Origin of the sequence: Streptomyces johnsoniae (assembly GCF_031845565.1) — a bacterium.
In the GTDB taxonomy this organism is placed as follows: domain Bacteria; phylum Actinomycetota; class Actinomycetes; order Streptomycetales; family Streptomycetaceae; genus Streptomyces; species Streptomyces johnsoniae.
Map to the genome: position 1 here is coordinate 287,298 of NZ_JAVREV010000009.1, position 22,686 is coordinate 309,983.

A 22,686-nucleotide genomic window follows, 5' to 3' on the forward strand; every position below is an offset into this window, starting at 1 on the left:
TCCTGGTTCGCGTGTCGTCCCGCCGCCGGTCCGCGGGGCTCAGGCGGAACGTCCGGCTCCGTCGGGGCGCCCGGTCCGGTCCGGCCGGTCGGTGAGGAGCGACCGGCCGATGATCTCCTTCATGATCTCGGTCGTGCCGCCGTAGATGGTCTGGATACGCCCGTCGGTGAACGCGCGGGCGACCGGATATTCCGTCATGTACCCGTATCCGCCGTGCAGTTGCAGGCAGCGGTCGGCCACGCGCTTCTGCAGCTCGGTGGCCCACCACTTGGCCATCGACGCCTGCACCGCGTCGAGCGTTCCCGCGGTGTGCTCCTCGATGCACCGGTCGACGAACGTCCGGGTGACGGCGCATTCGGTCGCCATCTCGGCGATCTCGAAGCGGACGTGCTGGAGCGCGGCCAGCGGGCGGCCGAACGCCTCGCGTTCCTTGACGTGGCGCGTGGTGATCTCCAGCAGGTGCTCCGCGCCCGCGATGGCGCCGACGGCGATGGTCAGGCGCTCCTGCGGCAGCTGGTCCATCAGGTGGCCGAAGCCGCCGTGGAGCCGCCCGAGCACGTTCTCCTTGGGCACGCGCACGTCCGCGAAGAACAACTCCGCGGTGTCCTGCGCCTTCTGGCCGATCTTGTCCAGGTTCCTGCCGCGTTCGAAACCGGGCATGCCGCGCTCCACCACCAGCAGGCTGAGGCCCTTGGCCCCGCCCTCGGGCGTGGTGCGCGCCACGACGATCACCAGGTCGGCCAGGATGCCGTTGGAGATGAACGTCTTGGTGCCGTTGAGCAGCCAGTGGTCGCCGCGGTCCACGGCCGAGGTGCGGATGCCCTGGAGGTCGGAGCCCGCCCCCGGCTCGGTCATCGCGATGGCGCCGATCAGCTCGCCCGAGCAGAAGCCGGGCAGCCAGCGCCGCTTCTGCTCCGGGGTGGCGAGCGCGGTGAAGTAGGGGCCGATGACGTCGTTGTGCAGGGCGACGGCGAAACCGCGGGCCCCGGCGCGGGTGAACTCCTCGCCGAGCACGGCCGCGAACCGGAAGTCGGGCGTTCCGCCGCCGCCGTACTCCTCGTCGACCGCGAGGCCGAGCAGCCCCTGCCGCCCGGCGGCGAGCCACGCCTCCCGGGAGACGATGCCCCTTTGCTCCCACTCCTCGTGGTGCGGCTCGGCCTCCTTGGCGAGGAACGTGCGCACCATGGCGCGGAACGCCTCGTGCTCGGGCGTGAAGATCTGCCGCTTCACCGGTCCTCGCCCCCCTGCGTCTTCAGCTCCGGCAGGTCCCAGTCCCTGGCGACCGCCTCGGCGTCCGCGCCGGGCAGCGCGGGAGGGCGGCGGATCGCCGCGGGGGTCGCGGAGAAGCGGGGCGCCGGGGCGGGCTGGCGGATGCCGCCGTGCTCGGTGAACGTGCCGCGCGCGGCGAGGTGCGGGTGGTCCGGTGCCTCGCCGAGGGTGAGCACCGGCTCGACGCACGCGTCGGACCCGTCGAACACCTGCGCCCACTCCGCCCGGGTGCGGGTGGCGAAGCGCGCGGCGATGCGGGCGCGCAGTGCCGGCCACCGGGCCGGGTCCTCGCGGTCCGCGGTGTCCCGTTCGGCCTCGTCCAGGCCGAGGAGCCGCGTGAACTCCGCGTAGAAGCGCGGTTCGAGCGCGCCGACGGCCATATGGCCGCCGTCGGCCGTGGCGTAGACGCCGTAGTAGGGGCAGCCGCCGTCGAGCAGGTTGGCCGCGCGCCTGTCCTGCCAGGCCCCGGCGGCGAGGAGGCCGTGGATCAGCGTGCTCAGGTGGGCGACGCCGTCGACGATCGCGGCGTCGACGACCTGGCCGCGGCCGGAGGAACGGGCCGCGTGCAGGGCGGCGAGGACACCGGTGACGAGGTAGAGGGAGCCGCCCGCGTAGTCGCCCAGCAGATTGGCGGGGGCGACGGGCGGTCCTTCGGCCGGGCCCGTCATGGCCAGGGCGCCGGTGAGGGCCAGGTAGCCGATGTCGTGTCCGGCCCGCGGGGCCAGCGGCCCGTCCTGGCCCCAGCCCGTCATCCGCCCGTAGACCAGCCGCGGGTTGCGCGCGAGACACGGCTCGGGCCCGACACCGAGGCGCTCGGCGACGCCGGGCCGGAAACCCTCGATCAGCACATCCGCCCGGGCGGCCAGGCCGAGGACCAGTCCGGCGGCGTCCGGGGACTTGAGGTCGATCAGTACGGAGCGCTTGTTGCGGTTGACGATGTCCGCTTCCGCGTCGAGCCCTGAGCCCGCGCCGCCCGGCCGGTCCACCCGCACCACGTCGGCGCCGAGGTCGCCCAGGAGCATGGCGGCGAAGGGACCTGGCCCGATGCCGCCCAGCTCGACCACCCGCACGCCGGCCAGCGGCCCGCCGCCTGCCGTTCCACTTCCCGCCGTCGCTGCTGTCATCGGCCCCCCTGACGTATCGCGGTACGAGCGGTGACAGGGGCGAGAATAAGAACACGTTTCATTTTTTACAAGCCCGCGGGCGGCGAGCGCGCCCCGTCGGAGCGCGCGGCACATGACGTGCAGGCCGACGTAGCCCTTCGCCGGGCGCCGGAAGCCCTCCGGCACGGCGCCGAGCACCTCGAACCCGAGCCGCCGGCACAGCCGCACCGCCGACTCGTTCGTCTCCACGACCGCGTTGAACCGCCTGATTCCTGTTCGTCTTCCGCGACGACCGTCCGACCCTGCCCGGCCCGGCCCTCCGGCCGCGTCCTTGTGCTCCTCAGCCCCCGCCCGCCGACCGCTTCCGGCCGCCGCGGGCCAGGAAGTCCGCCAGCGGCAGCGTGGCCGCCCCGACGGTCACCGCGTCGGGGCCGAGGCGGCCGAGACCGATGGCCGCGCGGCCGGCCGGGTGCCGCAGGGCGTACGCCCCGGCGGCCTCGCGCACGGCGGGCAGCAGGCGCGGGCCGAGCAGCAGCCCCGCCCAGCCGCCCAGCACGATCCGCTCGGGGTTGAAGAGGTTCACCAGGTCGGCGATGCCCGCGCCGAGGTACTCGGCCGTCTCGTCGAGCAGCCCGGCGGCACGCGAGTCCGCGCCCTCCGCCGCGGCGAGCAGGGCGGCGAGTCCCGCCTCCTGGTCGCGCCCCGGCACCTCGCCCCCCGCCTCGGCCCACCGTTCGAGCAGCGCACTCGCCCCGACGTACGCCTCCAGGCAGCCGCGGGCGCCGCACCGGCAGCGGCGGCCCCCGACGCTCAGCGTGGTGTGGCCCCACTCCCCCGCCGCGCTGTCGGCGCCGCCGTACGGCACGCCACCGGTCACGATGCAGGCCCCCACGCCGGAACCGATGAGGGCTATGACGGCGTCGCGCGCGCCGCGCCCGGCCCCGAACCACATCTCGGCCTGCCCGAAGGTCCGTGCACCGTTGCCCACCAGGAACGGGACGTCCCCGGGCAGGTCGACGGCCGCGCGCAGCAGCGACTCCAGCGGGACCGCGTCCCAGCCGACCGTCTGCCCGTGCACGATGGCGCCCCCATCGGCGACGTGCTCGACGATGCCGGGAACGCCGAGCCCGACGCCGAGCAGCAGATCCCGGCTGCCTTCCGCCGCGTCGAGCACCTCGGCCACGCCCGTCCCGATGTGCTGGACGACGAGGCCGGCATCGTGCCCCTCGTCGGTCAACGGGTACTCGACGCGGGCCAGTTCGGCCAGGGCCAGGTCGAACAGCTCCACCCGCACCCGGGTTTCCCCCACGTCCACGCCGATCAGCCGCCCGCAGTCCGCCCGGACGCGCAGCAGCGTCCGCGGCCGGCCGCCGTCCGAGTCCACCGAACCCGCCTCGCGCAGCAGCCCGTCGGCCAGCAGCCCGGCGGTGACGTTGCTGACGGTGCCGGAGCTGAGGCCGGTCGCGCCGCCCAGCTCGTGCCGGCTCAGCGGCCCGTGAAAGTACAGGTGCCGCAGCAGCGCCGCGCGGTTGGCCCGGCGCAGGTCGCGGACCGTCTGCCGCTTCTCCTCAGCCATGTCGACCTCCGCGAGCAACCTACCGGGTGACCGGGGACCCGGCCGCCGCTTCCCCAGCTCCCGGAATCACAACGTGACCCAGGCGGAAGGCCCGCCCCGCGACGGTCGGGGCGCCGGCTCCGGCCGGGGCCCGCGACAGCGTGGGAGAGCGCTCTATCTCTGTGTTATAAAGGCCATCATGAGCGACAAGGCGGTCAGTGGCTCGCCCACTCTGGAGGACGTGGCGCGGGCCGCGGGCGTTTCCCGGGCGACCGTCTCACGGGTGATCAACGGGATTCGCAACGTCGACCCGGCGATCCAGGACCTCGTGCGGCGCGCCGTCGAGGCAACCGGCTACGTGCCCAATCGCGCGGCCCGTTCCCTGGTCACGCGCAGGGCCGACTCGATCGCCCTGGTCCTCTCCGGCGCAGGTGACGACGAGCGGGACCTGGCGCCGGACGAGGCCGAGGGCGACGTCTTCACCGACCCGTTCTTCGGCCGGATCGCCTCCGGCGTCGTGGGCTTCCTGCGCCCCCGCGGCATGCACCCGGTCCTGATGCTCGCCGACTCCGCGGACGCCAGGCAGCAGGTCGTCACCCATCTGCGGCAGGGCCACACCGACGGCGCGGTCGTGGTCTCCACGCACGCGAAGGACCCGCTGCCCGAGCGGCTGGCCGCGGCGCGGGTGCCCGTGGTGCGGTTCGCCAGGCCACCGCGGCCCATGCCGGTCAGCTACGTGGACCTCGCCCATCAGGACGGCGCCCGCCTGGCCGCGGACCACCTCGTCGCCCGCGGCTGCCGCCATGTGGTGACCATCGCGGGGCCGCTCGACGTGCCGGCGAGCCAGGACCGGCTGACCGGGTTCAGGGATGCCATGGCCCGGCACGGACACCCCTATGTGCCCACCGCCGAGGGCAACTTCACGCAGGACAGCGGCGAGCGCGCGATGGCGCGGCTGCTCGCGCAGGAGCCCGCGCTCGACGGCGTCTTCGCCGCGAACGACCTGATGGCGGCCGGCGCGCTGCACGTGCTGCGCGAGCAGGGGCGCGACGTGCCGGGGCAGGTGGCCGTGGTCGGGTTCGACGACAGCAGCGCGGCGCGGGCGAGCCGCCCGGCGCTGACCACGGTGCGGCAGCCGGTGGAGGACATGGCAGGCGAGATGGCCCGGCTGCTCCTCGACCGGATCGCGGCCCCGGAGGGCCGCCCGACCTCGGTGATCTTCGATCCTTCCCTCGTGGTGCGCCGGTCGGCCTGAACGGGCCCGGGTTCCGGATTCCGCGCAGGGGCGTTGACACCCGTCACGGAGCGGGGCCACTCTCCTGGGAGAGCGCTCTCCAATGGCACCGCAGGTGGACGCGTGCGGCTGCCGCCACCCCCCGCAGAGGAGAAGTTGTGCTACCTGTCAGAGATCCGGTCGCGCGCCGCGCCAGGCCGCCGCTGCTCGTCGCGGCCGTACTGGCCCTGCTGGCCGGCATGTTCACGCTGGCCCACCCCTCCGGCGCAGGGGCCGCGGGCCCCGCCCCGGCCCAGGCCGGCGTGGTGGAGGTGACCGGCGGCCAGGGCGACTGGCAGCTGACCGTGGACGGGCAGCCCTACACGGTGCAGGGCCTCACCTGGGGCCCCGCGGTCGACCAGGCCGACCAGTACATGCCCGACCTGGCCTCCATGGGCGTCAACACCGTCCGCACCTGGGGCACCGACGCCACCACGGCCCCGCTGCTCGACGCCGCCGCGGCGAACGGCATCCGCGTCATCGCGGGCTTCTGGCTCCAGCCCGGCGGCGGGCCCGGCAGCGGCGGTTGCGTCGACTACGTCAACGACCACGACTACAAGGGCTACCAGCTCTACCTGATGAACGAGTGGGTCGGCGCCTACAAGGACCACCCGGGCGTGCTGATGTGGAACGTCGGCAACGAGTCGCTGCTCGGCCTCCAGAACTGTTACTCGGGCGCGGAACTGGAGGCACAGCGCGACGCCTACGCCCAGTTCGTCAACGACGCGGCCGAGGAGATCAAGGCGCTGGACCCGAACCACCCGGTGACCTCGACCGACGCGTGGACCGGCGCCTGGCCGTACTACCAGGAGCACTCCCCCGCGCTCGACCTGCTCGCGGTCAACTCCTACGGCGACGTCTGCAATATCCAGGAGACCTGGACCGCCGGCGGCTACGACCGGCCGTACATCCTCACCGAGGGCGGCCCGGCGGGCGAGTGGGAGGTCGAGGACGACGTCAACGGCGTTCCCGAGGAGCCGACCGATGTGGAGAAGCGCGACGGCTACCGCGCCGCCTGGGAGTGCCTGATGGGCCACGAGGGCGTGGCGCTGGGCGGCACGCTCTTCCACTACGGCCTGGAGGAGGACTTCGGCGGCGTCTGGTTCAACCTGCTGCCCGGCGGCGAACGACGGCTCTCCTACTACGAGGTGGCCGAGCTGTACGGCGGCGGGAGCCCGGCGAACACCCCGCCCGTCATCAGCGGCCTCACCGTCGGCGGCGACCGCACGGCGGTGCCCGCGGGGCAGGAGTTCACGCTCTCCGCGGACGTGGCCGACCCGGACGGCGACCAGCTGTCCTACGAGGTGCTGCTCAGCAGCAAGTACCTCGACGACAACGGCGCGCTGACCCCGGCCGAGTTCACCGCGAACGGTGACGGCTCCTTCTCCGTGACCGCCCCGGCGCGGCCGGGACCGTGGAAGGTGTACCTGGCCGCGCGGGACGGGCAGGGCAACATCGGTATCGAGACCACGTCCGTCGGCGTCGTGCCACCGCCGGTGGACGGCACCAACATCGCGCTGGGCGCGGCGACCACCGCCTCCTCGCACCAGGCCGAGGGCGACGGCGCGCCGTTCCTGCCCTCGCACGCCACCGACGGGAATCTCCAGACGCGGTGGGCCAGCGACTGGAGCGACCCGCAGTGGCTCCAGGTCGACCTCGGCTCGGTCACGTCGTTCGACCATGTGCAGTTGGTGTGGGAGACCTCGTACGCCCGCTCCTACCAGGTGCAGGTCTCGGACAACGGCTCGGACTGGCGGACGGTGCACGAGGTCACCGGCGGCACGGGCGGGGCGGAGACCGCCGCCGTCAGCGGCTCGGGCCGCTACGTCCGGGTGCTCGGCACGGAACGCGGCACCGGCTGGGGCTACTCGCTGTACGAGTTCGGCGTGTACCGCTCCTGACGGGCACGGCACGCCGCCCCGCGGGCCCCGGGCGGGGAAAGCCCGGGGCCCGCGGGGCGGGCGAGGGCCGGGGGCCTCAGGGAGCCAGCGCGTCGAGGGCGGGTATCAGGTGCTCCTCCTCGTAGTCGAGGTGGCGCTCCAGTTCCTCCGTGAGGCGTTCGATGTCGGCCAGCGCGGCGCCCGGCTCGGCCTCCGTGTCCGAGACGGTGTGCTGCAGCCGTTCCAGCAGCGCGGCGATCCGCTCGTGCTCCTCGGCCAGCCGGTCCAGGACCGGCGCCAGGTCGGGGCGCCGGTCCGCGAGGAAGGGGAAGAGCCCGCCGTCCTCGCTGGTGTGGTGAAAGCGCAAACCCTGGCAGGCCGTCAGGCAGTTGATCCGCAGCTGGGCGCCGAGCCCGGGACCAGATGCGGCGAACTCCATGCGAACGACGGACAGTTCCCGGCGGAACGCATCGTGCAGCCGCTTCAGCGCGGTGCCGGGCGAGGACATGTCGGGCGGGCCGCCGCCCGCCTCCTTCAGCGCGACGACGGGGATCACCCGTGTGGTCCTGGCCTGGTATTCCGCCCAGCCGGGGTCGGCCTCGGCGGCGCGGGCGAAGATCTCGTCGCGTTCCGCGCCCCGCAGCACGGTGGCCTCCGCCTCGTAGGTGAAGACGCCGTCCTCGACCGTGACGCGCGGCTCGGCCAGCAGATTGTGGTACCAGTCCGGGTGGCGGGGCGAGCCGTTGGCCGAGGCGATCACCAGCAGCCGTTCGCCCCCGTCGGGCAGGTAGCCGAGCGGTGTCGTGTGCCGGCCCCCCGACCGGGCTCCCGTCGTGGTCAGCAGGATGAGCCTGCCGCCCTCGAACGGGCCTCCGACGCGCCCTCCGTTGGCGCGGAATTCATCGATGATCTGCCGGTTGAAATCTATGGGCATACGTGCCGTTCTTTCGTTTTCAGGCATGCGGAACAGAGAGGTCGCGGGCAGCACGGAACTGCCGCGGAGCGATACCGCACCGACGGGGAAAAGGCATGGAAGCACGCCGCGGACCCGGCGCGGCCGGTGCGGGAAGAAGAGGTGGGAGAACTACCGGCAGGGTTGCGGCATGCGCCTTCCCGCGCCCGGCAGGAGAAGAAGAAACGTGGAATGCGGAAGGAACACGGAATCCGCGGAATGATGCGAACAGGCGGGCCTCGGGCCCGCCGCGCGGTCACGCGGAGGCCGGGAACCCTACTCGCTTCTGGCCAAAGGCCGACCCGGCAGTCACGCGTTTCACCTTAGCCGGACCGGCGCATCGCGGCAACGTCCTTTCCTGCCCCGCGAACCGGGGCGGTACACCAGCTCGGTGCCCGGCCTTCCCGCGGCCCCCGGCGCCCCGTAAACCTGTACGTGCCACACCTCATCAGTGGTGGCTGGGCCGGAGTCGTCTGCCGCACCGGCGCGGCTGGGGGTCGCGTCGAGATGGCGCGACCCGGCCCAACCAGATGAGGTGAGGTGGAGAGATGGTGCGCCCCCGCGCTCAATCCTGCGTCGGATGCATTTCCGCGGCAATGAGCTGGACCGCGGTCAGGGTCAGCACCCCCGCGCTCACGTAGTACACGACGATGGCGCCCGCGACGGTCGCCTCGCGGTAGTCGCGCTCCCCTTTGATGGGCGTGGAACTGTGCGCGTACGGCGCGCGGCCGATCGTGCGCCCCATCTCGGCGTCGAACTGCCGCCGCCGGTGCGCCGCCATCTGCCGCCGAGCGGACTCGGCCTGCCCGGCGTACGCGAGACGGTAGGCCAACCTACCCGGCACCCTCTTCCTCTTTCTTGTCCGCTTCGCGGTCCTCGTCGGTGTCCTCGTCGGTGTCCTCGGCGACCTCGTAGGGGAAGACCAGACCGGAGAAATCACCGGCGCGCAGCCGCTCGACAATCTCGTCGTTCGCCTCGGCCGCGTCCGGGCGGGTGGCCAGTGACCAGCGTGCGAGGACGCGGTGCAGGTCCTGGCCCGGCGTACGGGACACCTCCATGTCGAACGCCGCGCGCTCCGCGTCACCGGGCAACGCGGCTCTGATGCCGTCGATCGTGGCCGGCAACTCGACGCGCTCGTCCCGGATGTAGGTGACCCAGGTCGCGCGTGCGGTGTCGTTCACGTCTGCCCTCCCTTCGGCACTTCCGCCACGCTACGCCGTGGCGGCGCGGCACGTCGCCCCCCTCCCGCCCGTTCGGGTGAGAGGGGGCGACGGCCGGATCAGGGGCGACCGACGGATTCTCCGCGGTGCGCCGTGAGTGGTGGGCGGCGTTGCCGTCGGACCAGTCGGCCTCGACGCGCACACCAGCCCGCGAACGTCGACACCGGCACCGGCACCGGCACCGGCATCGACACCGACGTCGTCCGGCGACCGGCCGGGCTCCGGGAAAACGCTCTCGCGCTAGGGCAGTTCGTAGTCCTCGTTCAGCGCCGCCCCGGCCTCGGGGTGGAACTGGTCGTAGCCGCGGGCGTCGCACTGGAGCCCGCCGTTGATGCAGTGCTCGACCATGCGGGCGAGGGTCGCCTCGTCCCAGGCGTTGAAGAAGTCGTAGTGGAAGGAGTAGCCGGCCCCGCTGGCCAGCCGGACCTCGGACATGTCCCCGTCCACCGGGAAGGCCATCTTGAACTCGATCATCGGAACGGCGACCGGGTGGCCGGCCGGGCACACGTCCGCGCCGTTCTCCACCACGGGGTAGGCCATGTGCGCCTGGTGATCGGGCGAGTCAAGATGCCGCCCGTCCCAGCAACTGGGTGCCTGGAAACGGACGTTGAGCTGGCTCCCCGCGGGGCACTGAGCCGGGATGTCGGAGTTGTCGTAGGAGTCGCCGCACTCCCAGCCCTGAACGGTCGCCTCGATGAACTCCTCCTCCGACTGCATGGGGCTGCCGACCACGTAGCGCAGGCCGGTGGGGAAGGGCCGCACCGTGGTCTGGTCCCTGATGCCGGACTTGTAGTAGATGACCTGGTCGCCGATCGGGCGGACCTCCTCGTCGCCGTTGTACATGGTCGGCATCCAGTAGGCGGACAGGTCGGCCGGCACCTTGCAACTGGTGGCGCCGCCGGCCAGGGACTCCACCGTGCTGTGCGCGTCGGTGGTGTCGTTCCCCATGAACGTGTGGTCGTGCGAGGCGCCCGGCTGCCCCGGGTAGACGATCGGGTCGTCGGGCGCGGTGTGGCTGACCGAGCAGTTGGCCTGGAACTCGCGGTGCTCGGCGAACGGCGGGTTCTCCAGCGGGGGGATGCCCGCGACGGGTTCGTCCACCGGGACCCACTCCCCCGGCGGGGGCTCCATCGCCACGGCGTGGTGCTGGGCGTGCCCGCCGGCGTCCGCGGGTGCGGCGGCGGCGCCCATCGCACCGAAACCGGCGGCCACGAGTGCGAACGCGGCCGTCACGAGGGACCCCGACAGCAGGGCTGATCTGCGTACCATGCGAACCTCCGTGTCGGAACGGTGGGAGAGCGCTCTCCCACCGGTGTTCGCAGTGTTGCGGCGCCAGCGAGAAGGTGTCAATACACGGTGAATCCCGGAACCGATCCGGAGCCGGGTGGCTCCTTCGAGGGCGCGGCCGCGCACCGCGAAGGAGAGTCAGCCCTTGCGGGCGACCCCGCCGAAATCGTCGATCGGACCCGAGGGGCCGACGTCCAGCGGTTCGGGCCGCCACTCGGCGGTGGAGACGATGCCCGGCGGCAGCACGTCGAGCCCGTCGAAGAACCCGGCCACCTCCGCGGGCGTCCGCAGGGTCAGCCGCGGTGAACCGCCGCCCTCGTTCCACTGCTTCACCGCGGCGTCCATCCGCGCGCCGCGGACCGCGTTCGTGGGGTGGGACAGAGCCAGGTAACTGCCCGCGGGCAGCGCGTCCAGCAGTGCGGCGACGATCCGGCCCGCCTCGTCGGTGTCCTCCACGAACTGCATGATGCCCAGCAGCATCAGTGCCACCGGCCGGGAGAAGTCCGGCGTCTTCGCCGCCTGCGCCGGAATGCCCGCCGGATCGCCCACGTCGGCGTCCAGGTAGTCCGTCGCGCCCTCGGGCGTGCTGGTCAGCAGGGCGCGGGCGTGCGCGAGGACCAGCGGGTCGTTGTCGACGTAGACGATCCGCGACTCGGGGGCCATTCGCTGGGCCAGCTCGTGGGTGTTGTCCTCGGTGGGGAGGCCGGTGCCGATATCGAGGAACTGGCGTATGCCGGCCGCGCCGCAGAGGTGTACGACGGCACGGCACAGGAAGTACCTGTTCCCGCGGGCGTTCTCCACGATCTCGGGGAAGTACTTCATGATCTGGTCGCCCATGGCCCGGTCGGCCTCGTAGTGGTCCTTGCCGCCCAGCCAGTAGTTCCAGATGCGCGCCGAGTGCGGCCCCGAGGCGTCGATGGCGGGCCGCCGCCGCCGGTCGGTCATGGCTCTCCTGCGAACCGCGGGGCGGGCGGGGGTGGGCATCGTCTCACGCCGCCCGCCGGGCCTACCGGCCGCTGCGGGGGTCCCGGCCGCCGCGGCGGGGCAGAATGCGGAGGGCGGGCCGCGGCACGGACGGCGGCACGGGCAGCGGGCAGCGGGCAGCGGGCAGCGGGCAGCGGGCGATGGCAGCAGCGGGCGATACGGGACGGGAGACGCGTGGACACAACGGTGGGCGGCGAGTTCGCGCCGACGACGACGTATCTGAACACCGCCGCGCACGGGCTGCTTCCGGCGAGCGCGGTGGCCGCCCTGCGGGATGCCGCCGCGGAGATCGCCGAGGGCCGGGTGGACGTGGCCGCCTACTTCGAGGACGTGCGCGGCGCGCGGTCGGCGTTCGGCCGCCTCGTCGGTGTGCCACCCGAGCGGGTGGCCGTCGGTGCCGCCGTGTCGCTGCATGTGGCCCTGGTGGCGGGTGCGCTGCCGCCGGGGGCCGAAGTGCTGTGTGCCGAGCAGGAGTTCAGCTCACTGGTGACGCCGTTCGCGCAGTGCGGGGCGCGGCTGCGCACGGTGCCGCTGACGGCACTGGCCGAGGCGGTCCGGGCGGGCACCGCGCTGGTGGCGGTGTCCGCGGTGCAGTCGCTGGACGGGCGGATCGCCGATCTGCCCGCGATCGGCGCGGCGGCGCGGCGGCACGGGGCGCGGACGCTGGTGGACCTCACGCAGGCGGCCGGCTGGTACCCCGTGTCGGCCGCGGACTTCGACTTCACCGTGTGCGCGGGCTACAAGTGGCTGATGTGCCCGCGGGGCGTCTCGTTCCTCACGGTGCCCGCGGACGGCGGCGGGCTGACGCCGCTGCACGCGGGCTGGGTGGCGGGCGAGGAGCCGTGGAACAGCACGTACGGGCCGGTGACGCGGCCGGCGCGCAGCGCCAGGCGGTTCGACGAGAGCCCGGCGTTCCTGTCCTGGGTGGCCGGGGCACGTTCCCTGGAGCTGTTGGCGGGGCTGGACGCGGCGGAGATCGGGGCGCATGATCTGCGGCTGGCCCGCCGCTTCCGCGGCGGCGTCGCCGCACTGGGCTTCCCGCCGGTGCCGGCCGATTCGGCGGTGGTGTCGGTGCCCGGGCTCGGCGGGGCGGCGCGGGCGCTGACGGACGCGGGCGTCCGCATGGCCGTCAGGGGCGGGCTGCTGCGCGCGGCGTTCCATCTGTACAACACGGAGCAGGACGTCGACCGCGCGCTCGATGTGCTGGCATCGGCGGCGGGCACGGCGCGCGGCTGACGGGCCGCGGCTGACGGGCCGGGTCAGGCGGCGCGCAGCGCCTCGCGGCAGAGACGGTCGGCGCGCCGGGTGGTTTCCGGGAGGCGGTAGGCGCCGGTCAGGTGCAGGGTGTGGGCGCAGGCCGACGCGCACGTGGTGCGGTGGCCGGGTGAGACGAAGACGGGCTTGACGCCGTCCCGGGTGCGCAGGGCGCGGCCGACCTCCTCCGTCCCGTCGAGCAGCGGCGTGTGGGCACCGCGGTGCGGGGCGGGCGGCTCGTGGCGGAAGACGAACGGGTTTTTCGCGACGCCGATGGCCGGCAGGCCGGTGAGCACGCCGAGGTGGCTGGCCAGGCCGAACCGGCGGGGGTGGGCGATGCCGTACCCGTCGCAGACGACGAGTCCCGGCGTGTGCCGCAGCCGGTCGAGCGCGTCCAGCACGGCCGGCAGTTCGCGGAACGCGAGCAGCCCGGGAACGTAGGGGAACGTCACCCGCCCCACGGCCGTGGCCTCCTCGACGACGGCCAGGGTGACGGCGTCCAGGGCGACGGCCGCGGCGGCGACGATGCCGCGGCCGTCGTCGTAGGCCACGTCCACGCCGACGACCGTTCCCGGGGCGCCGGGCGCGGGGCCCGAGTCGTCCAGGCGGACCCGGCGGCGCAGGCGGAGCTGGACGGCCTCCGCCTCCGCCGCGTCGGCCGGGGTGGTGTGCGGGTGGTGCCGGGGCATGGTCAGCTGAGGTCGATCCCCGGGTAGAGCGGGTGCTTGGCGAGCAGGTCGGCGGCGCGCTCCGCGACCTGCTTGGCGATGCCGTCCTCCAGCACGTGCGCGGCCTTGGAGGGCTTGCCGCTCTTGGTCGTGCCGGGTGTGGTGCGGGACAGCACGGTGTCGATGAGGGCGGCCACCTCGTCCATCTCGGCGGTGCCGAGTCCGCGCGTGGTCAGTGCGGGGGTGCCGATGCGGATGCCGGAGGTGTACCAGGCGCCGTTGGGGTCCTGCGGGATGGCGTTGCGGTTGGTGACGATGCCGGAGTCGAGCAGCGCGGCCTCGGCCTGACGCCCGGTGAGCCCGTAGCCGGAGACGTCGATGAGCGCCAGGTGGTTGTCGGAGCCGCCGGTGACCAGGCGCGCGCCGCGCCGCATCAGGCCCTCGGCGAGGGCGCGGGAATTGTCGACGACGCGCCGGGCGTAGTCGCGGAACGCCGGCTGCCTGGCCTCGGCGAGCGCGACGGCCTTGGCGGCCATGACGTGCGGGAGCGGGCCGCCCAGCACCATGGGGCAGCCGCGGTCGACCTGGTCGGCGAGGGAGTCGTCGCACAGCACCATGCCGCCGCGCGGACCGCGCAGCGACTTGTGGGTGGTGGTGGTGACGATCTGGGCGTGCGGCACCGGGTCGAAGTCGCCGGTGAGGACCTTGCCCGCGACGAGTCCCGCGAAGTGGGCCATGTCGACCATGAGCGTGGCGCCGACCTCGTCGGCGATCTCCCGCATGATCCGGAAGTTGATCAGCCGGGGGTAGGCGGAGTAGCCGGCGATGAGGATGAGCGGCCGGAACTCGCGGGCGGCGGCCCGCAGGGCGTCGTAGTCGACGAGGCCGGTCTCCGGGTCGGTGCCGTAGCTGCGCTGGTGGAACATCTTGCCGGAGATATTGGGCCGGAAGCCGTGCGTCAGGTGGCCGCCGGCGTCCAGGGACATGCCCAGCATCCGCTGGTCGCCCAGGTCGCGGCGGAGCGCGGCCCAGTCCTCCTCGGAGAGGTCGTTGACCTGGCGGGCGCCGGCCCGCTCCAGCGCCGGGCTCTCCACGCGCTGGGCGAGGACGGCCCAGAACGCGACGAGGTTGGCGTCGATACCGGAGTGCGGCTGGACGTAGGCGTGGCGGGCGCCGAACAGCTCGCGGGCGTGCTCGGCGGCGACCGACTCGACGGTGTCGACATTGCGGCAGCCGGCGTAGAAGCGGCGGCCGACCGTGCCCTCGGCGTACTTGTCGCTGAGCCAGTTCCCCATGGTGAGGAGGACCGCGGGGGATGCGTAGTTCTCGCTGGCGATGAGCTTCAGTGAGGCGCGCTGGTCGTCGATCTCGTTCGTAATGGCGTCGGCGATGCGGGGTTCGATGCCGCGGATCACTTCGAGCCCACTGCGGAAGGCGGTGGACTCGGTGGTGCGGGCGGGTTCTGCGCTCACGGGGCCTCCTTGACGTGTCGTCGCGAAAGCCCAGGCGCACGGCTTCACGTCGCTAGGAAGGACCGCTCCCCGATGGTTCTTCCCATCCAGACGCGCCAGTCACGGCCCCGTGCGAGGGTAGCACCGCCCGTTCAGTCGCCGCCGTCCAGATCCTTCCTGCGGCGGCCGAGCGTGAAGCGGTCGCCGGCGTCGTGCAGCTCGTAGAGCTTGGCGCGGCTGTCGGGGGAGCCGAAGGGGCGGTGCAGGACCAGCATGAGGGTGCCTTCGAAGGTGCGGAACGGCATGCCGTGGCCCGCGTTGTCCCCGACCAGGACGGGGAGCAGGTCCCAGGGGCCGGCGAGCGTGCCGGAGCGGGAACGGGCCTGGGTCTGCACGTAGCCCTGGGTGCCGGCCGGGCCGAGGTAGGTGGACCACAGCATCAGCAGGTCGCCGGTGCGGCTGCGGAACAGCTGGGGGCCGTCGGTGACGTAGGGCGGCAGGGCCGCCTCGTCGGTGGCCAGCCGCGTCTCCAGCCAGGGGGCGCCGGAGGCGCGGAAGAGGTGGACGGGCTCGCCGGTGGTTCCGCTCAGGTCGGGGCGGAGGCGGATGGCCTCCATGGTGCCGTCGAGGCGCTGAATCCACTCGTGGGCGTAGACCAGCCAGGGTTCGCCGTCCTCGACGAAGAGGGTCCCGTCCAGGCTCATGAACGTGTCGGGGGTGTGCGGACGCCCGGGGTCCAGGAGCCGGAACGGACCGTAGGGGGAGTCGGCGACCGCGACGGAGGTGCCGCGCCGGTAGGTGCGGATCAGCACGTCCGGCGGCTCGGCCAGGGTCTGCTCCTCGTCGTGCAGCGTGAGGAAGAGGTACCACTTGCCCGCGTGGTGGTGGACCTCGGGGGCCCAGCCGCCGTCGGCCGCCCAGGCGCCGTCGGGGACGGTGAAGACGGACCAGGGGCCCTGCCAGGTGACGAGGTCGCGGCTGCGGTACAGCAGCGTGCCGGTGCCGGGGATGCCGGTGGCCTCGGGGCGGTTGCGCAGGTAGAGGAAGTAGTGGCCGTGGCGGCGGTGGGCCACGATGAACGGGTCGTGCGCCCACAGCTCGGGCAGCCGCAGGCCGCGGGGCGGTGGCGGGCCGGCCGGCGCGGTGTCCGCGGCGGCGGCCGCCGCCGTTGCGCCGGGCCCTGCGGCGGCTGCCGCCGCGGCGGCGCCCGCGGCTCCGATGACCGTTCTGCGTCCGACGGGGGTCATGGGCACCCCTCCACTTTGAATCGTTCAAACCGGCCCGCAGGAACGATTCCACGGTGTCCGCCGCAGGGTCAACCCCCGTGCGCATGCGGAACGGCCGCCCCTGATGCACGGTGGTAACCGGAGAAAACCGAGCGCAGGTACGCCGGGAGGCGAACATGAGCGAGCACATCTACCGGGTGACCGAGATCGTCGGGTCCTCACACGAAGGGCTGGACGACGCGATCCGCAAGGGGATCGACCGGGCCGCCCAGACGCTCCGCCAGCTGGACTGGTTCGAGGTGACGCAGATCCGCGGGCACATCGTGGACGGCGGTGTCGAGCACTTCCAGGTGGGGCTGAAGGTCGGCTTCCGCCTGGAGGCGGGCGAGGGCGACGGGGACGGCGCGGGCGGCTGAGCCGCCCCGCCCCCCCGGCCGCCCGCTCCCTCAGCCGCCGCCGCGCTCGTGCCGACGCGCCCCGAGCGCGGCGGCGAGCAGATCGCCCTCCAGGATCGAGGCGTCCGCGATGCGCGAGGCGGCGGCGTAGGAGTTGAGCACGGACTTGGTGACGCGCAGCGCCACCGGCGAGCGCCGCACCAGGGGCCTGATCCACTCCTGGATCACGCCGTCAAGCTCGTGCTCGGCGGCAACCCGGTGGAGTATCGACATCTGCCAGGCGGCGGCGGCGTCGAAGCTGCTGCCCAGGAGCAGCAGCTCACGGACGCGGGCGGCGCCCGCCTCCTGCACCAGCCGGGGCAGGGCCCCGCCCCAGGCGATCGGCAGGCCGACCGCCAGCTCCGGCATGCGGAAGCGGGTGGTGTCCGTGCCGGCGCGCAGGTCGCAGAACAGCGAGAGCGCCAGCCCGGCACCGACCACCCGCCCGTGCAGCCGGGCGATGGTGACCGCGCTGCTGCCCGCGAGCGCGTCGCACACGTCGCGGGCCTTGGCGCCCAGGGCGGTGATGCGTCCGCCGGTGGGGTCCTGGGCCATGAGGGCGTCGTACTCGCCCAGGTCGCCGCCGAGGGAGAAGTCGGCGCCCGCGCCGGACAGGACCAGCACGCGGATACCCGGGTCGTCGCGGACCGCGGTCAGCACGGTGAGCAGCTCGGCCAGCAACTCCTCGGTGACGGCGTTGCCCGACTCCGGGGTGTTGAGCCGCACCTGCACGACGTGGCCGTCCCGGCTGACGAGGAGACTGCGGAACTCGGGGTGCGTCCCCGCGCCGGGTCTCATCGGTCGACGACGTGCAGAGCGGCCAGGCGGCGGAACGCCACGCGTGGCTCCCACTGCGGCGGGGAGCTGACGCGCAGCGAGGGGAACCGCCGCAGGAGCGCGTCGAGCAACACCTGGGCCTGCAGCCGGGCCAGCCCCGCACCGATGCAGTAGTGAACGCCGCCGCCGAACGCCAGATGGCTCAGGCTGCGGCCGGTGCGGCGGATGTCGAAGACGTCGGGGTCGGACACGTTGGCCGGGTCGCGGTTGGCGGAGGCGATCATGACGTGCACCAGCTCGTCGGCCCGGAAGGGGACGCCGGCCAGGACGGTGTCCTCGCCGGCGACGCGCGTGGTGACGTGCACCGGCGGGTCGTAGCGCAGGATCTCCTCGACGGCGCGCGGGACTTCCTCGGGGTGCTCGCGGAGCCAGTTCCGCTGGCGGGGGTGCTGGTCGAGGAGCACCACCAGGTTGTTCAGCAGCATGGAGGTGGTCTCCAGCGCGGCGCCCACGATGAACATGGCGAGGAAGTAGACGGCCTCGTCGGCCCGTTCACGGTCGGGCTCCAGCTCGTCCCACGTACGAATCCAGCCGGACAGCACATCGTCGCCCAGGTGGGCACGGCGGTCGCGGACCAGGCCGGTGAAGTAGTCGCGCATGCCAACGGCGCCGGCGTCGGCCGCGGCCATCTGGCTGGGTGAGGGCAGCAATTCCTGCGCGTAGAGATGGGCGTGGCTGAATGAACGGACCGTCGCATGATCTTCGTTCGGTATTCCGAGCCAGTGACCCATTGCCGCGATCGTCAGTTCTTCGCTGACCAGGGCGGAGAAGTCGGCCTCACCGTCACGCATGTGGTCGGTGAGGTTGTCGAGAAGGCGGTTGACTATGTCGGTCACCGGACCGCGCAGCCGGGTGAGTGTATTGCGGTCGAATATGTTGCCCACGGAGCGCCTGTGACGCGTGTGCTCCGGTGGGTTGAGCCCCTGGAGAACGTGTCCCAACTCTCGGGACGCGGGCGCCTGCCAGCGGCTGCCGGCCTGCTGACGTGCGCGCCAGTCGTCATCGAGCGCGGCCCAGGTCTTGCTGCGCAGGACCTGGTCGCACACCTCGTAGCTGGTCAGGAAATGCGCCCCCCAGGGTGCGGGAACGACATCTCCCATGGACCTGAATTCGCTGTAAATGGGATAGGGGTCAGCCTGTCCCCGCGACGCGCGTAGACGCGATACTTGGGAGACAATGGAACGTGGATCGATCGCCGTGATTCCTTCAGCAAGTTCCACGAATACTCCTTTGAGGCCCGCCGGGTGGGTCACATGACTGCCCGTCATCCGACGCGCGGTCTGGCAGTCGATGCGACCTCCGGCACCATTACCCCCGTAATCCGTTTTTCACACATATGCCGTGGGGGTATGCCCCCGTTAACTGTGTCACACGGAGCGTCACACGCGCCACCAGTTGAGGAAGGAACTCCACCAGCCCTTGCGCTCCGCACGGCCCCTGGCCTGGCCGGAACCCACCGTAGGCCCCCGGTCCGCGGCGGTCGCGGGGGTGGTGGGCCGCTGGACCGGAGTGAAGCGCGCGGGGAGCGCGCTCAGCGCGCGGTGGAAGACCCCCGGGCGCCACTCCAGGCTCTCGGCGGGCACGGCCAGTTCGATGTCCGGCACCTCGTTGAGAAGCCGCTCGATGGCTCCGGTCGCGATCAGGGAGGCGGACTCCTTGATCGGGCACGCGTGCGGGCCCGCCCCCCAGGCGAGGTGGGCGCGCTTGCTGAGCATCTGCCGCGAGGAGGAGAGCGCAGGATCGGTGTTGGCGGCAGCGAAGCTGATCAGCACGGGAGAGTAGGCCGGGAGCTTCACCCCGCCGAGTTCCGTGTCCCGCACCGGGAAGTGCGTGGCGTAGTTCGCTATGGGGGGCGAGTTCCACAGCACCTCGTTCAAGGCGTCCTCGACGAGCAGTCCGCCGCCGTAGAGCCCGCCGAAGAAGCGCTCGTCGGACAGGATCAGAAGCAGGCCGTTGGCGATGAGGTTGCGCTCCGGCTCGATGCCCGCGCCCAGCATGATCGTGATCTGGTGCAGCATCTCCTCGTCGGAGAGCTTCGCGGGGTGCTCCATCATCCAGGAGGTGATGTCGTCGCCCGGCTCGGCGCGCTTCTGGGCGACGAGCTGGATCAGGCTGCCGGCCAGCTCCTGGTTGGCGGACTCGGCGTCGATGCCGTCGAAGATGCCGGTGAACCCGTGGATCAGGCGGTCACCGATCTCCGCGGAGGCGCCGAACAGCTCGTTGAAGACCAGGAACGTCAGCGGCTTCGCGTAGTCGTTCAGCAGGTCGACCGTGCCCTTGTACTTGAACTGGTCGGCCAGGTAGGCGGACACGCGCTCCACGTGGCGGCTGACGCGGTAGGCGTCGAGCCGCGCCAGGCTGTCGGAGACGGCCTGGCGCAGCCTCAGGTGCTCCGCTCCGTCGGCGAAGAGCACGTTGGGCCGGTAGCCCATCATGCCGAGGACGGGGCTGTCCTGCGGCAGGAAGCCGTCCTCCAGCGCTCGCCAGCGGCGTGAGTCCCGGGTGAACGCGTCCGGGTTCTGGAGGACTTGCAGGGCCGCCGCGTAGTCGGTGACCAGGGTGGCGTCCACCCCGGGTGCCAGTTCGACGGGTGCCGCCGGCCCGTAGGCGCGCATCGCCTCGTAGTAGGCCTGGGGGTCGGCGGCGAACTCCGGTCCGTACAGCGGAATCCTGGTGGCTGCGTCCTGGGCGGGGCTTCCGCCGTGGTGCGCGGGGCAGCCGGGGGGTGGTGTCCCGGGACCAGAGAAAGAGTTCATCGTTGCTCCTGACGGGTGCGACTCTGGAGGTAGCGGACGAGCGAAACCAGCGCCTTGGCCGATGACTTCTCGTCACGCGCGTCACAGGTGATGATCGGCGTCTCGGGAAGGAGGTCAAGCGCTTCCCTGAGTTCCGACTCGGCCCTGGCCTGGTTGCCGTCGAAGTGGTTGACGGCGATGGCGTACGGAATGCCGTACTTCTCCACCAGGTCCATCACGGCGAAGGACTCCTTGAGCCGCTGGGGGTCGACCAGCACCAGCGCACCGAGCGCCCCCCGCGTCATGTCCTCCCACACCTGGACGAAGCGCTGCTGCCCCGGCGTGCCGAAGAGGTAGAGAACCAGCCGGTCGTTGAGGGTGAGACGTCCGAAATCCATGGCGACGGTGGTCGTGGTCTTGCCCTTGACCCCTTTGAGGTCATCCACGTCCGCCGCCGCCTGCGTCATCGTTTCCTCGGTGCGCAGCGGGGGAATTTCGGAGAGCGTTCCGATGAACGTCGTCTTGCCTACCGCGAAATGGCCCACGACGAGGATCTTTGCGGCGATCTGCACCTTGTCGTGCAGATGCCGCGCGTCACCCGAAACGTGCCTGGAGTCCATCCAGCACCTCCTGAAGGACCTGAATGTCGGTGAGCTGGGCAGCAGGCACCGGAGCACGGGTGAGGATGTGGCCGCCCTCGGCGAGATCGGACAGCAAAACCTTGACGACGCCGATGGGCAGTCTCATGTGGCCGGCTATTTCGGCCACGGAGAGGTAGCCGCCCTCGCACAGTTCGACCAGGCTTCTCTTCTCCGGGTCGAGACGGCTCTTCTGCTGCTGGTCGGGGGCCGCTGTGATCAGCGTGACCAGCTCGAACCTGTCACCATCAGCGATTTCCCGGCCATTTGTGATGACATACGGCCGTACTAATCCGACGGATTCGGGCTCTTGCTCATCGGGTGCGGTCATGCCTGAATACCAGTATTCTCGCGGGGCGGGGTGGTCAGTGCCTTACCGAGCTGCGCGACCAGCTGCTGCATCCGGAAGGTGATGTCTGCCATATCGACGCTGGGCGACGCGGAAACCGCCAGGTAGGCGCCCTCACCGGCAGAGATGAGGAAGACCCAGCCGCCGTCGAATTCCACGACGGTCTGCCGCCATTGCATGGCAGCGCCGCCGCTGAAACCGGCGACCGTGCGGCTGAGGGACTGCATGCCGCTCATCGCGGCGGCAACCGTGTCCGCGTGGTCCTTGTCGACGTCCTTGGAACGTGCCATGAGCAGGCCGTCGGCGGACACCAGGATCGCGTGCCGCGCCCCCGGGACCTCGAGCGCGCCCTCAAGCATCCACGCCAGTTCGGTGTTCACTGAACCTCAAACCCTTCCCTGCTCGGATCGGCGCTGCGGCCGGACTGCGTGCCCCGCTGGAAGGCGCCCATGATCGAGGCGGTCTCCTCGCTGGACCGCGCGCGGTTCGAGGCGTCCGCGGCGTCCGTCTCGGGAACGATGGCGATGGGGGCTCTCCTGCGGCGTTTGGGCAGCCCGCCCGCGGTCTCCCCGGCCTCTTCCGGCTCGGGCATGGCGGCGGGAGTCTCGGGCACCGGCGCGTTCTGCGGTTCAGGCATGCTGGTGAGCAGCTCCTGGGGAAGAAGGACCACGGCGCGCACACCCCCATAGGGTGATGCGGTGTCCACGGACACGCTGAATCCGTAGCGCGCGGCGAGCACGCCGATGACGGCGAAGCCGAACTGCGGCGGGTTGCCCAGCTCGGTGACGCTCACCGGGTGTTCCCCGGACAGCAGCCGCGCGGCCCTGCTCTTCTCCTCCTCGTTCATGCCGACGCCCGCGTCGTCGATGATGACGCAGACGCCCTTGGGAACGGTCCTGATGTTGATGTCGATGGTCGTCTCGGGGGCCGAGTAGCTGGTGGCGTTGTCCAGCAGCTCGGCCAGGACGAGGGCGACCGGCTCGACGACCTGGCTGATGACCGCGAAATTGGTCTGCGAACGGATCTCGACGCGGGTGAAGTGCCGGATGCGGCCCTTGGCGCTGCGCGCCACGTCGTACACCGAGGCAACGGTCCGCTGCCGTCCCAGCCAGCCGTCGCACAGCACGGAGACGGACTGGGCCCGCCTGCCGAACTGCGAGTTCATATGGTCGATTTCCAGCAGGTCCTGGAGGAACTGCTGGTCGCCGTACTTGCCCTGCACCTTGGAAATGGCGAGCTGCTGCTCGTTCGCGAGGCCCTGAAGCGTTCGCATGGCCGACTTGAGGGCCGTCTTGGTGGCGTCCTCCGCGCGCAGCCGCGCCTCTTCTACGGCGTCGCTGAAGGTATCCTCCAGCTCGGTGTGGCGCGATTCGAGCTCGGTCTTCTCAAGACGCAGCTTCGCATTGGACTTCCGCCCTCGATATATCACTGTCGCGGCGAGGGGAGCCCCGACGACCAGCCCCCAGAGGGCTGGGTCCTGAAGGTATTGGCTCATGAGATTCTCTTCAAAGCTAGTCCGCCAGGTAAATAAAAATTGAGGATGCCGTACTCCTGAATCCGACTTCCCCCCC

The 22,686-nt window shown here is 72.0% G+C and carries 22 protein-coding genes and 1 riboswitch; of the genes, 4 read left to right on the forward strand and 18 right to left on the reverse strand.

Translation table 11 applies throughout. From position 1 onward, the window contains the following. Positions 1-39: 39 nt before the first annotated feature. The 3 genes from RM779_RS18265 to RM779_RS18275 form a co-directional block, all read right to left on the reverse strand. Positions 40-1,230, reverse strand: a complete 1,191-nt coding sequence (locus RM779_RS18265; protein ID WP_311618781.1) for an acyl-CoA dehydrogenase family protein — start codon at positions 1,228-1,230, stop codon at positions 40-42. Further along, positions 1,227-2,393, reverse strand: coding sequence for a CaiB/BaiF CoA transferase family protein (locus RM779_RS18270; RefSeq protein ID WP_311618782.1), 1,167 nt, complete (start codon positions 2,391-2,393; stop codon positions 1,227-1,229). The genes RM779_RS18265 and RM779_RS18270 overlap by 4 nt, the downstream gene beginning before the upstream one ends. A 319-nt stretch (positions 2,394-2,712) precedes the next feature. After that, the gene (locus RM779_RS18275; protein ID WP_311618783.1) at positions 2,713-3,948 is read right to left on the reverse strand and encodes an ROK family transcriptional regulator; all 1,236 of its coding nucleotides are present in this window, start codon (positions 3,946-3,948) and stop codon (positions 2,713-2,715) included. A 175-nt stretch (positions 3,949-4,123) separates the two neighbouring features. Here RM779_RS18275 and RM779_RS18280 point away from each other — a divergent pair, with 175 nt between their 5' ends. After that, positions 4,124-5,182, forward strand: a complete 1,059-nt coding sequence (locus RM779_RS18280) for a LacI family DNA-binding transcriptional regulator (RefSeq protein ID WP_394813333.1) — start codon at positions 4,124-4,126, stop codon at positions 5,180-5,182. Positions 5,183-5,400: 218 nt separating this feature from the next. Next, complete coding sequence (locus RM779_RS18285) at positions 5,401-7,101, forward strand: galactose-binding domain-containing protein (RefSeq protein ID WP_311618827.1); 1,701 nt, start codon at positions 5,401-5,403, stop codon at positions 7,099-7,101. Positions 7,102-7,177: 76 nt separating this feature from the next. Here the strand turns inward: RM779_RS18285 and RM779_RS18290 are convergent, their stop codons facing one another. The 5 genes from RM779_RS18290 to RM779_RS18310 all read right to left on the reverse strand — a co-directional run bounded on the left by RM779_RS18290 (position 7,178) and on the right by RM779_RS18310 (position 11,484). Then, a complete protein-coding gene (locus RM779_RS18290) occupies positions 7,178-8,014 on the reverse strand; it encodes a nitroreductase/quinone reductase family protein (protein WP_311618785.1) in 837 nt (278 codons plus the stop codon). Between the two features lie 583 nt (positions 8,015-8,597). Continuing rightward, positions 8,598-8,864 (reverse strand): hypothetical protein, encoded by a 267-nt coding sequence (locus RM779_RS18295; RefSeq protein ID WP_394813326.1) that lies wholly within the window; start codon positions 8,862-8,864, stop codon positions 8,598-8,600. Between the two features lies 1 nt (position 8,865). Beyond that, positions 8,866-9,213, reverse strand: coding sequence for a hypothetical protein (locus tag RM779_RS18300; protein ID WP_311618786.1), 348 nt, complete (start codon positions 9,211-9,213; stop codon positions 8,866-8,868). Between the two features lie 279 nt (positions 9,214-9,492). Continuing rightward, positions 9,493-10,521, reverse strand: coding sequence for a DUF1996 domain-containing protein (locus RM779_RS18305; RefSeq protein WP_311618787.1), 1,029 nt, complete (start codon positions 10,519-10,521; stop codon positions 9,493-9,495). A gap of 156 nt (positions 10,522-10,677) precedes the next feature. Beyond that, positions 10,678-11,484, reverse strand: a complete 807-nt coding sequence (locus RM779_RS18310; RefSeq protein ID WP_311618788.1) for an SAM-dependent methyltransferase — start codon at positions 11,482-11,484, stop codon at positions 10,678-10,680. Positions 11,485-11,697: 213 nt separating this feature from the next. On the opposite strand from RM779_RS18310, the gene RM779_RS18315 reads away from it, so the two are divergent. Beyond that, a complete protein-coding gene (locus RM779_RS18315; RefSeq protein ID WP_311618789.1) occupies positions 11,698-12,759 on the forward strand; it encodes an aminotransferase class V-fold PLP-dependent enzyme in 1,062 nt (353 codons plus the stop codon). A 23-nt stretch (positions 12,760-12,782) separates the two neighbouring features. Here RM779_RS18315 and RM779_RS18320 read toward each other — a convergent pair whose 3' ends face one another. The 3 genes from RM779_RS18320 to RM779_RS18330 form a co-directional block, all read right to left on the reverse strand. Beyond that, positions 12,783-13,466 carry an endonuclease V gene (locus RM779_RS18320; RefSeq protein ID WP_311618790.1) on the reverse strand — a complete coding sequence of 228 codons (684 nt, stop codon included), beginning with the start codon at positions 13,464-13,466 and terminating at the stop codon, positions 12,783-12,785. Positions 13,467-13,468: 2 nt separating this feature from the next. Further along, positions 13,469-14,917 carry a glycine hydroxymethyltransferase gene (locus RM779_RS18325; RefSeq protein WP_311618791.1) on the reverse strand — a complete coding sequence of 483 codons (1,449 nt, stop codon included), beginning with the start codon at positions 14,915-14,917 and terminating at the stop codon, positions 13,469-13,471. Positions 14,918-14,938: 21 nt separating this feature from the next. Continuing rightward, a riboswitch (ZMP/ZTP riboswitch) is annotated at positions 14,939-15,030 on the reverse strand. An 18-nt stretch (positions 15,031-15,048) separates the two neighbouring features. Further along, complete coding sequence (locus RM779_RS18330) at positions 15,049-16,143, reverse strand: glycoside hydrolase family 43 protein (protein ID WP_311618792.1); 1,095 nt, start codon at positions 16,141-16,143, stop codon at positions 15,049-15,051. A 155-nt stretch (positions 16,144-16,298) separates the two neighbouring features. On the opposite strand from RM779_RS18330, the gene RM779_RS18335 reads away from it, so the two are divergent. Next, complete coding sequence (locus RM779_RS18335) at positions 16,299-16,538, forward strand: dodecin (RefSeq protein WP_311618793.1); 240 nt, start codon at positions 16,299-16,301, stop codon at positions 16,536-16,538. A gap of 30 nt (positions 16,539-16,568) precedes the next feature. Here RM779_RS18335 and RM779_RS18340 read toward each other — a convergent pair whose 3' ends face one another. The 7 genes from RM779_RS18340 to RM779_RS18370 form a co-directional block, all read right to left on the reverse strand. Continuing rightward, the gene (locus RM779_RS18340; RefSeq protein WP_311618794.1) at positions 16,569-17,354 is read right to left on the reverse strand and encodes an enoyl-CoA hydratase/isomerase family protein; all 786 of its coding nucleotides are present in this window, start codon (positions 17,352-17,354) and stop codon (positions 16,569-16,571) included. Next, positions 17,351-18,493, reverse strand: coding sequence for a cytochrome P450 (locus RM779_RS18345; protein WP_311618795.1), 1,143 nt, complete (start codon positions 18,491-18,493; stop codon positions 17,351-17,353). The genes RM779_RS18340 and RM779_RS18345 overlap by 4 nt, the downstream gene beginning before the upstream one ends. A 279-nt stretch (positions 18,494-18,772) precedes the next feature. Continuing rightward, positions 18,773-20,149 carry a cytochrome P450 gene (locus RM779_RS18350; RefSeq protein WP_394813327.1) on the reverse strand — a complete coding sequence of 459 codons (1,377 nt, stop codon included), beginning with the start codon at positions 20,147-20,149 and terminating at the stop codon, positions 18,773-18,775. Continuing rightward, on the reverse strand, positions 20,146-20,748 hold the full coding sequence (locus RM779_RS18355) for a GTP-binding protein (protein WP_077057863.1): 603 nt from the start codon (positions 20,746-20,748) through the stop codon (positions 20,146-20,148). The genes RM779_RS18350 and RM779_RS18355 overlap by 4 nt, the downstream gene beginning before the upstream one ends. After that, positions 20,723-21,097 (reverse strand): DUF742 domain-containing protein, encoded by a 375-nt coding sequence (locus tag RM779_RS18360; RefSeq protein ID WP_077057864.1) that lies wholly within the window; start codon positions 21,095-21,097, stop codon positions 20,723-20,725. The genes RM779_RS18355 and RM779_RS18360 overlap by 26 nt, the downstream gene beginning before the upstream one ends. Continuing rightward, complete coding sequence (locus RM779_RS18365) at positions 21,094-21,495, reverse strand: roadblock/LC7 domain-containing protein (protein WP_077057865.1); 402 nt, start codon at positions 21,493-21,495, stop codon at positions 21,094-21,096. The genes RM779_RS18360 and RM779_RS18365 overlap by 4 nt, the downstream gene beginning before the upstream one ends. Continuing rightward, positions 21,492-22,610 (reverse strand): ATP-binding protein, encoded by a 1,119-nt coding sequence (locus RM779_RS18370; RefSeq protein WP_077057866.1) that lies wholly within the window; start codon positions 22,608-22,610, stop codon positions 21,492-21,494. The genes RM779_RS18365 and RM779_RS18370 overlap by 4 nt, the downstream gene beginning before the upstream one ends. Positions 22,611-22,686: the final 76 nt, after the last annotated feature.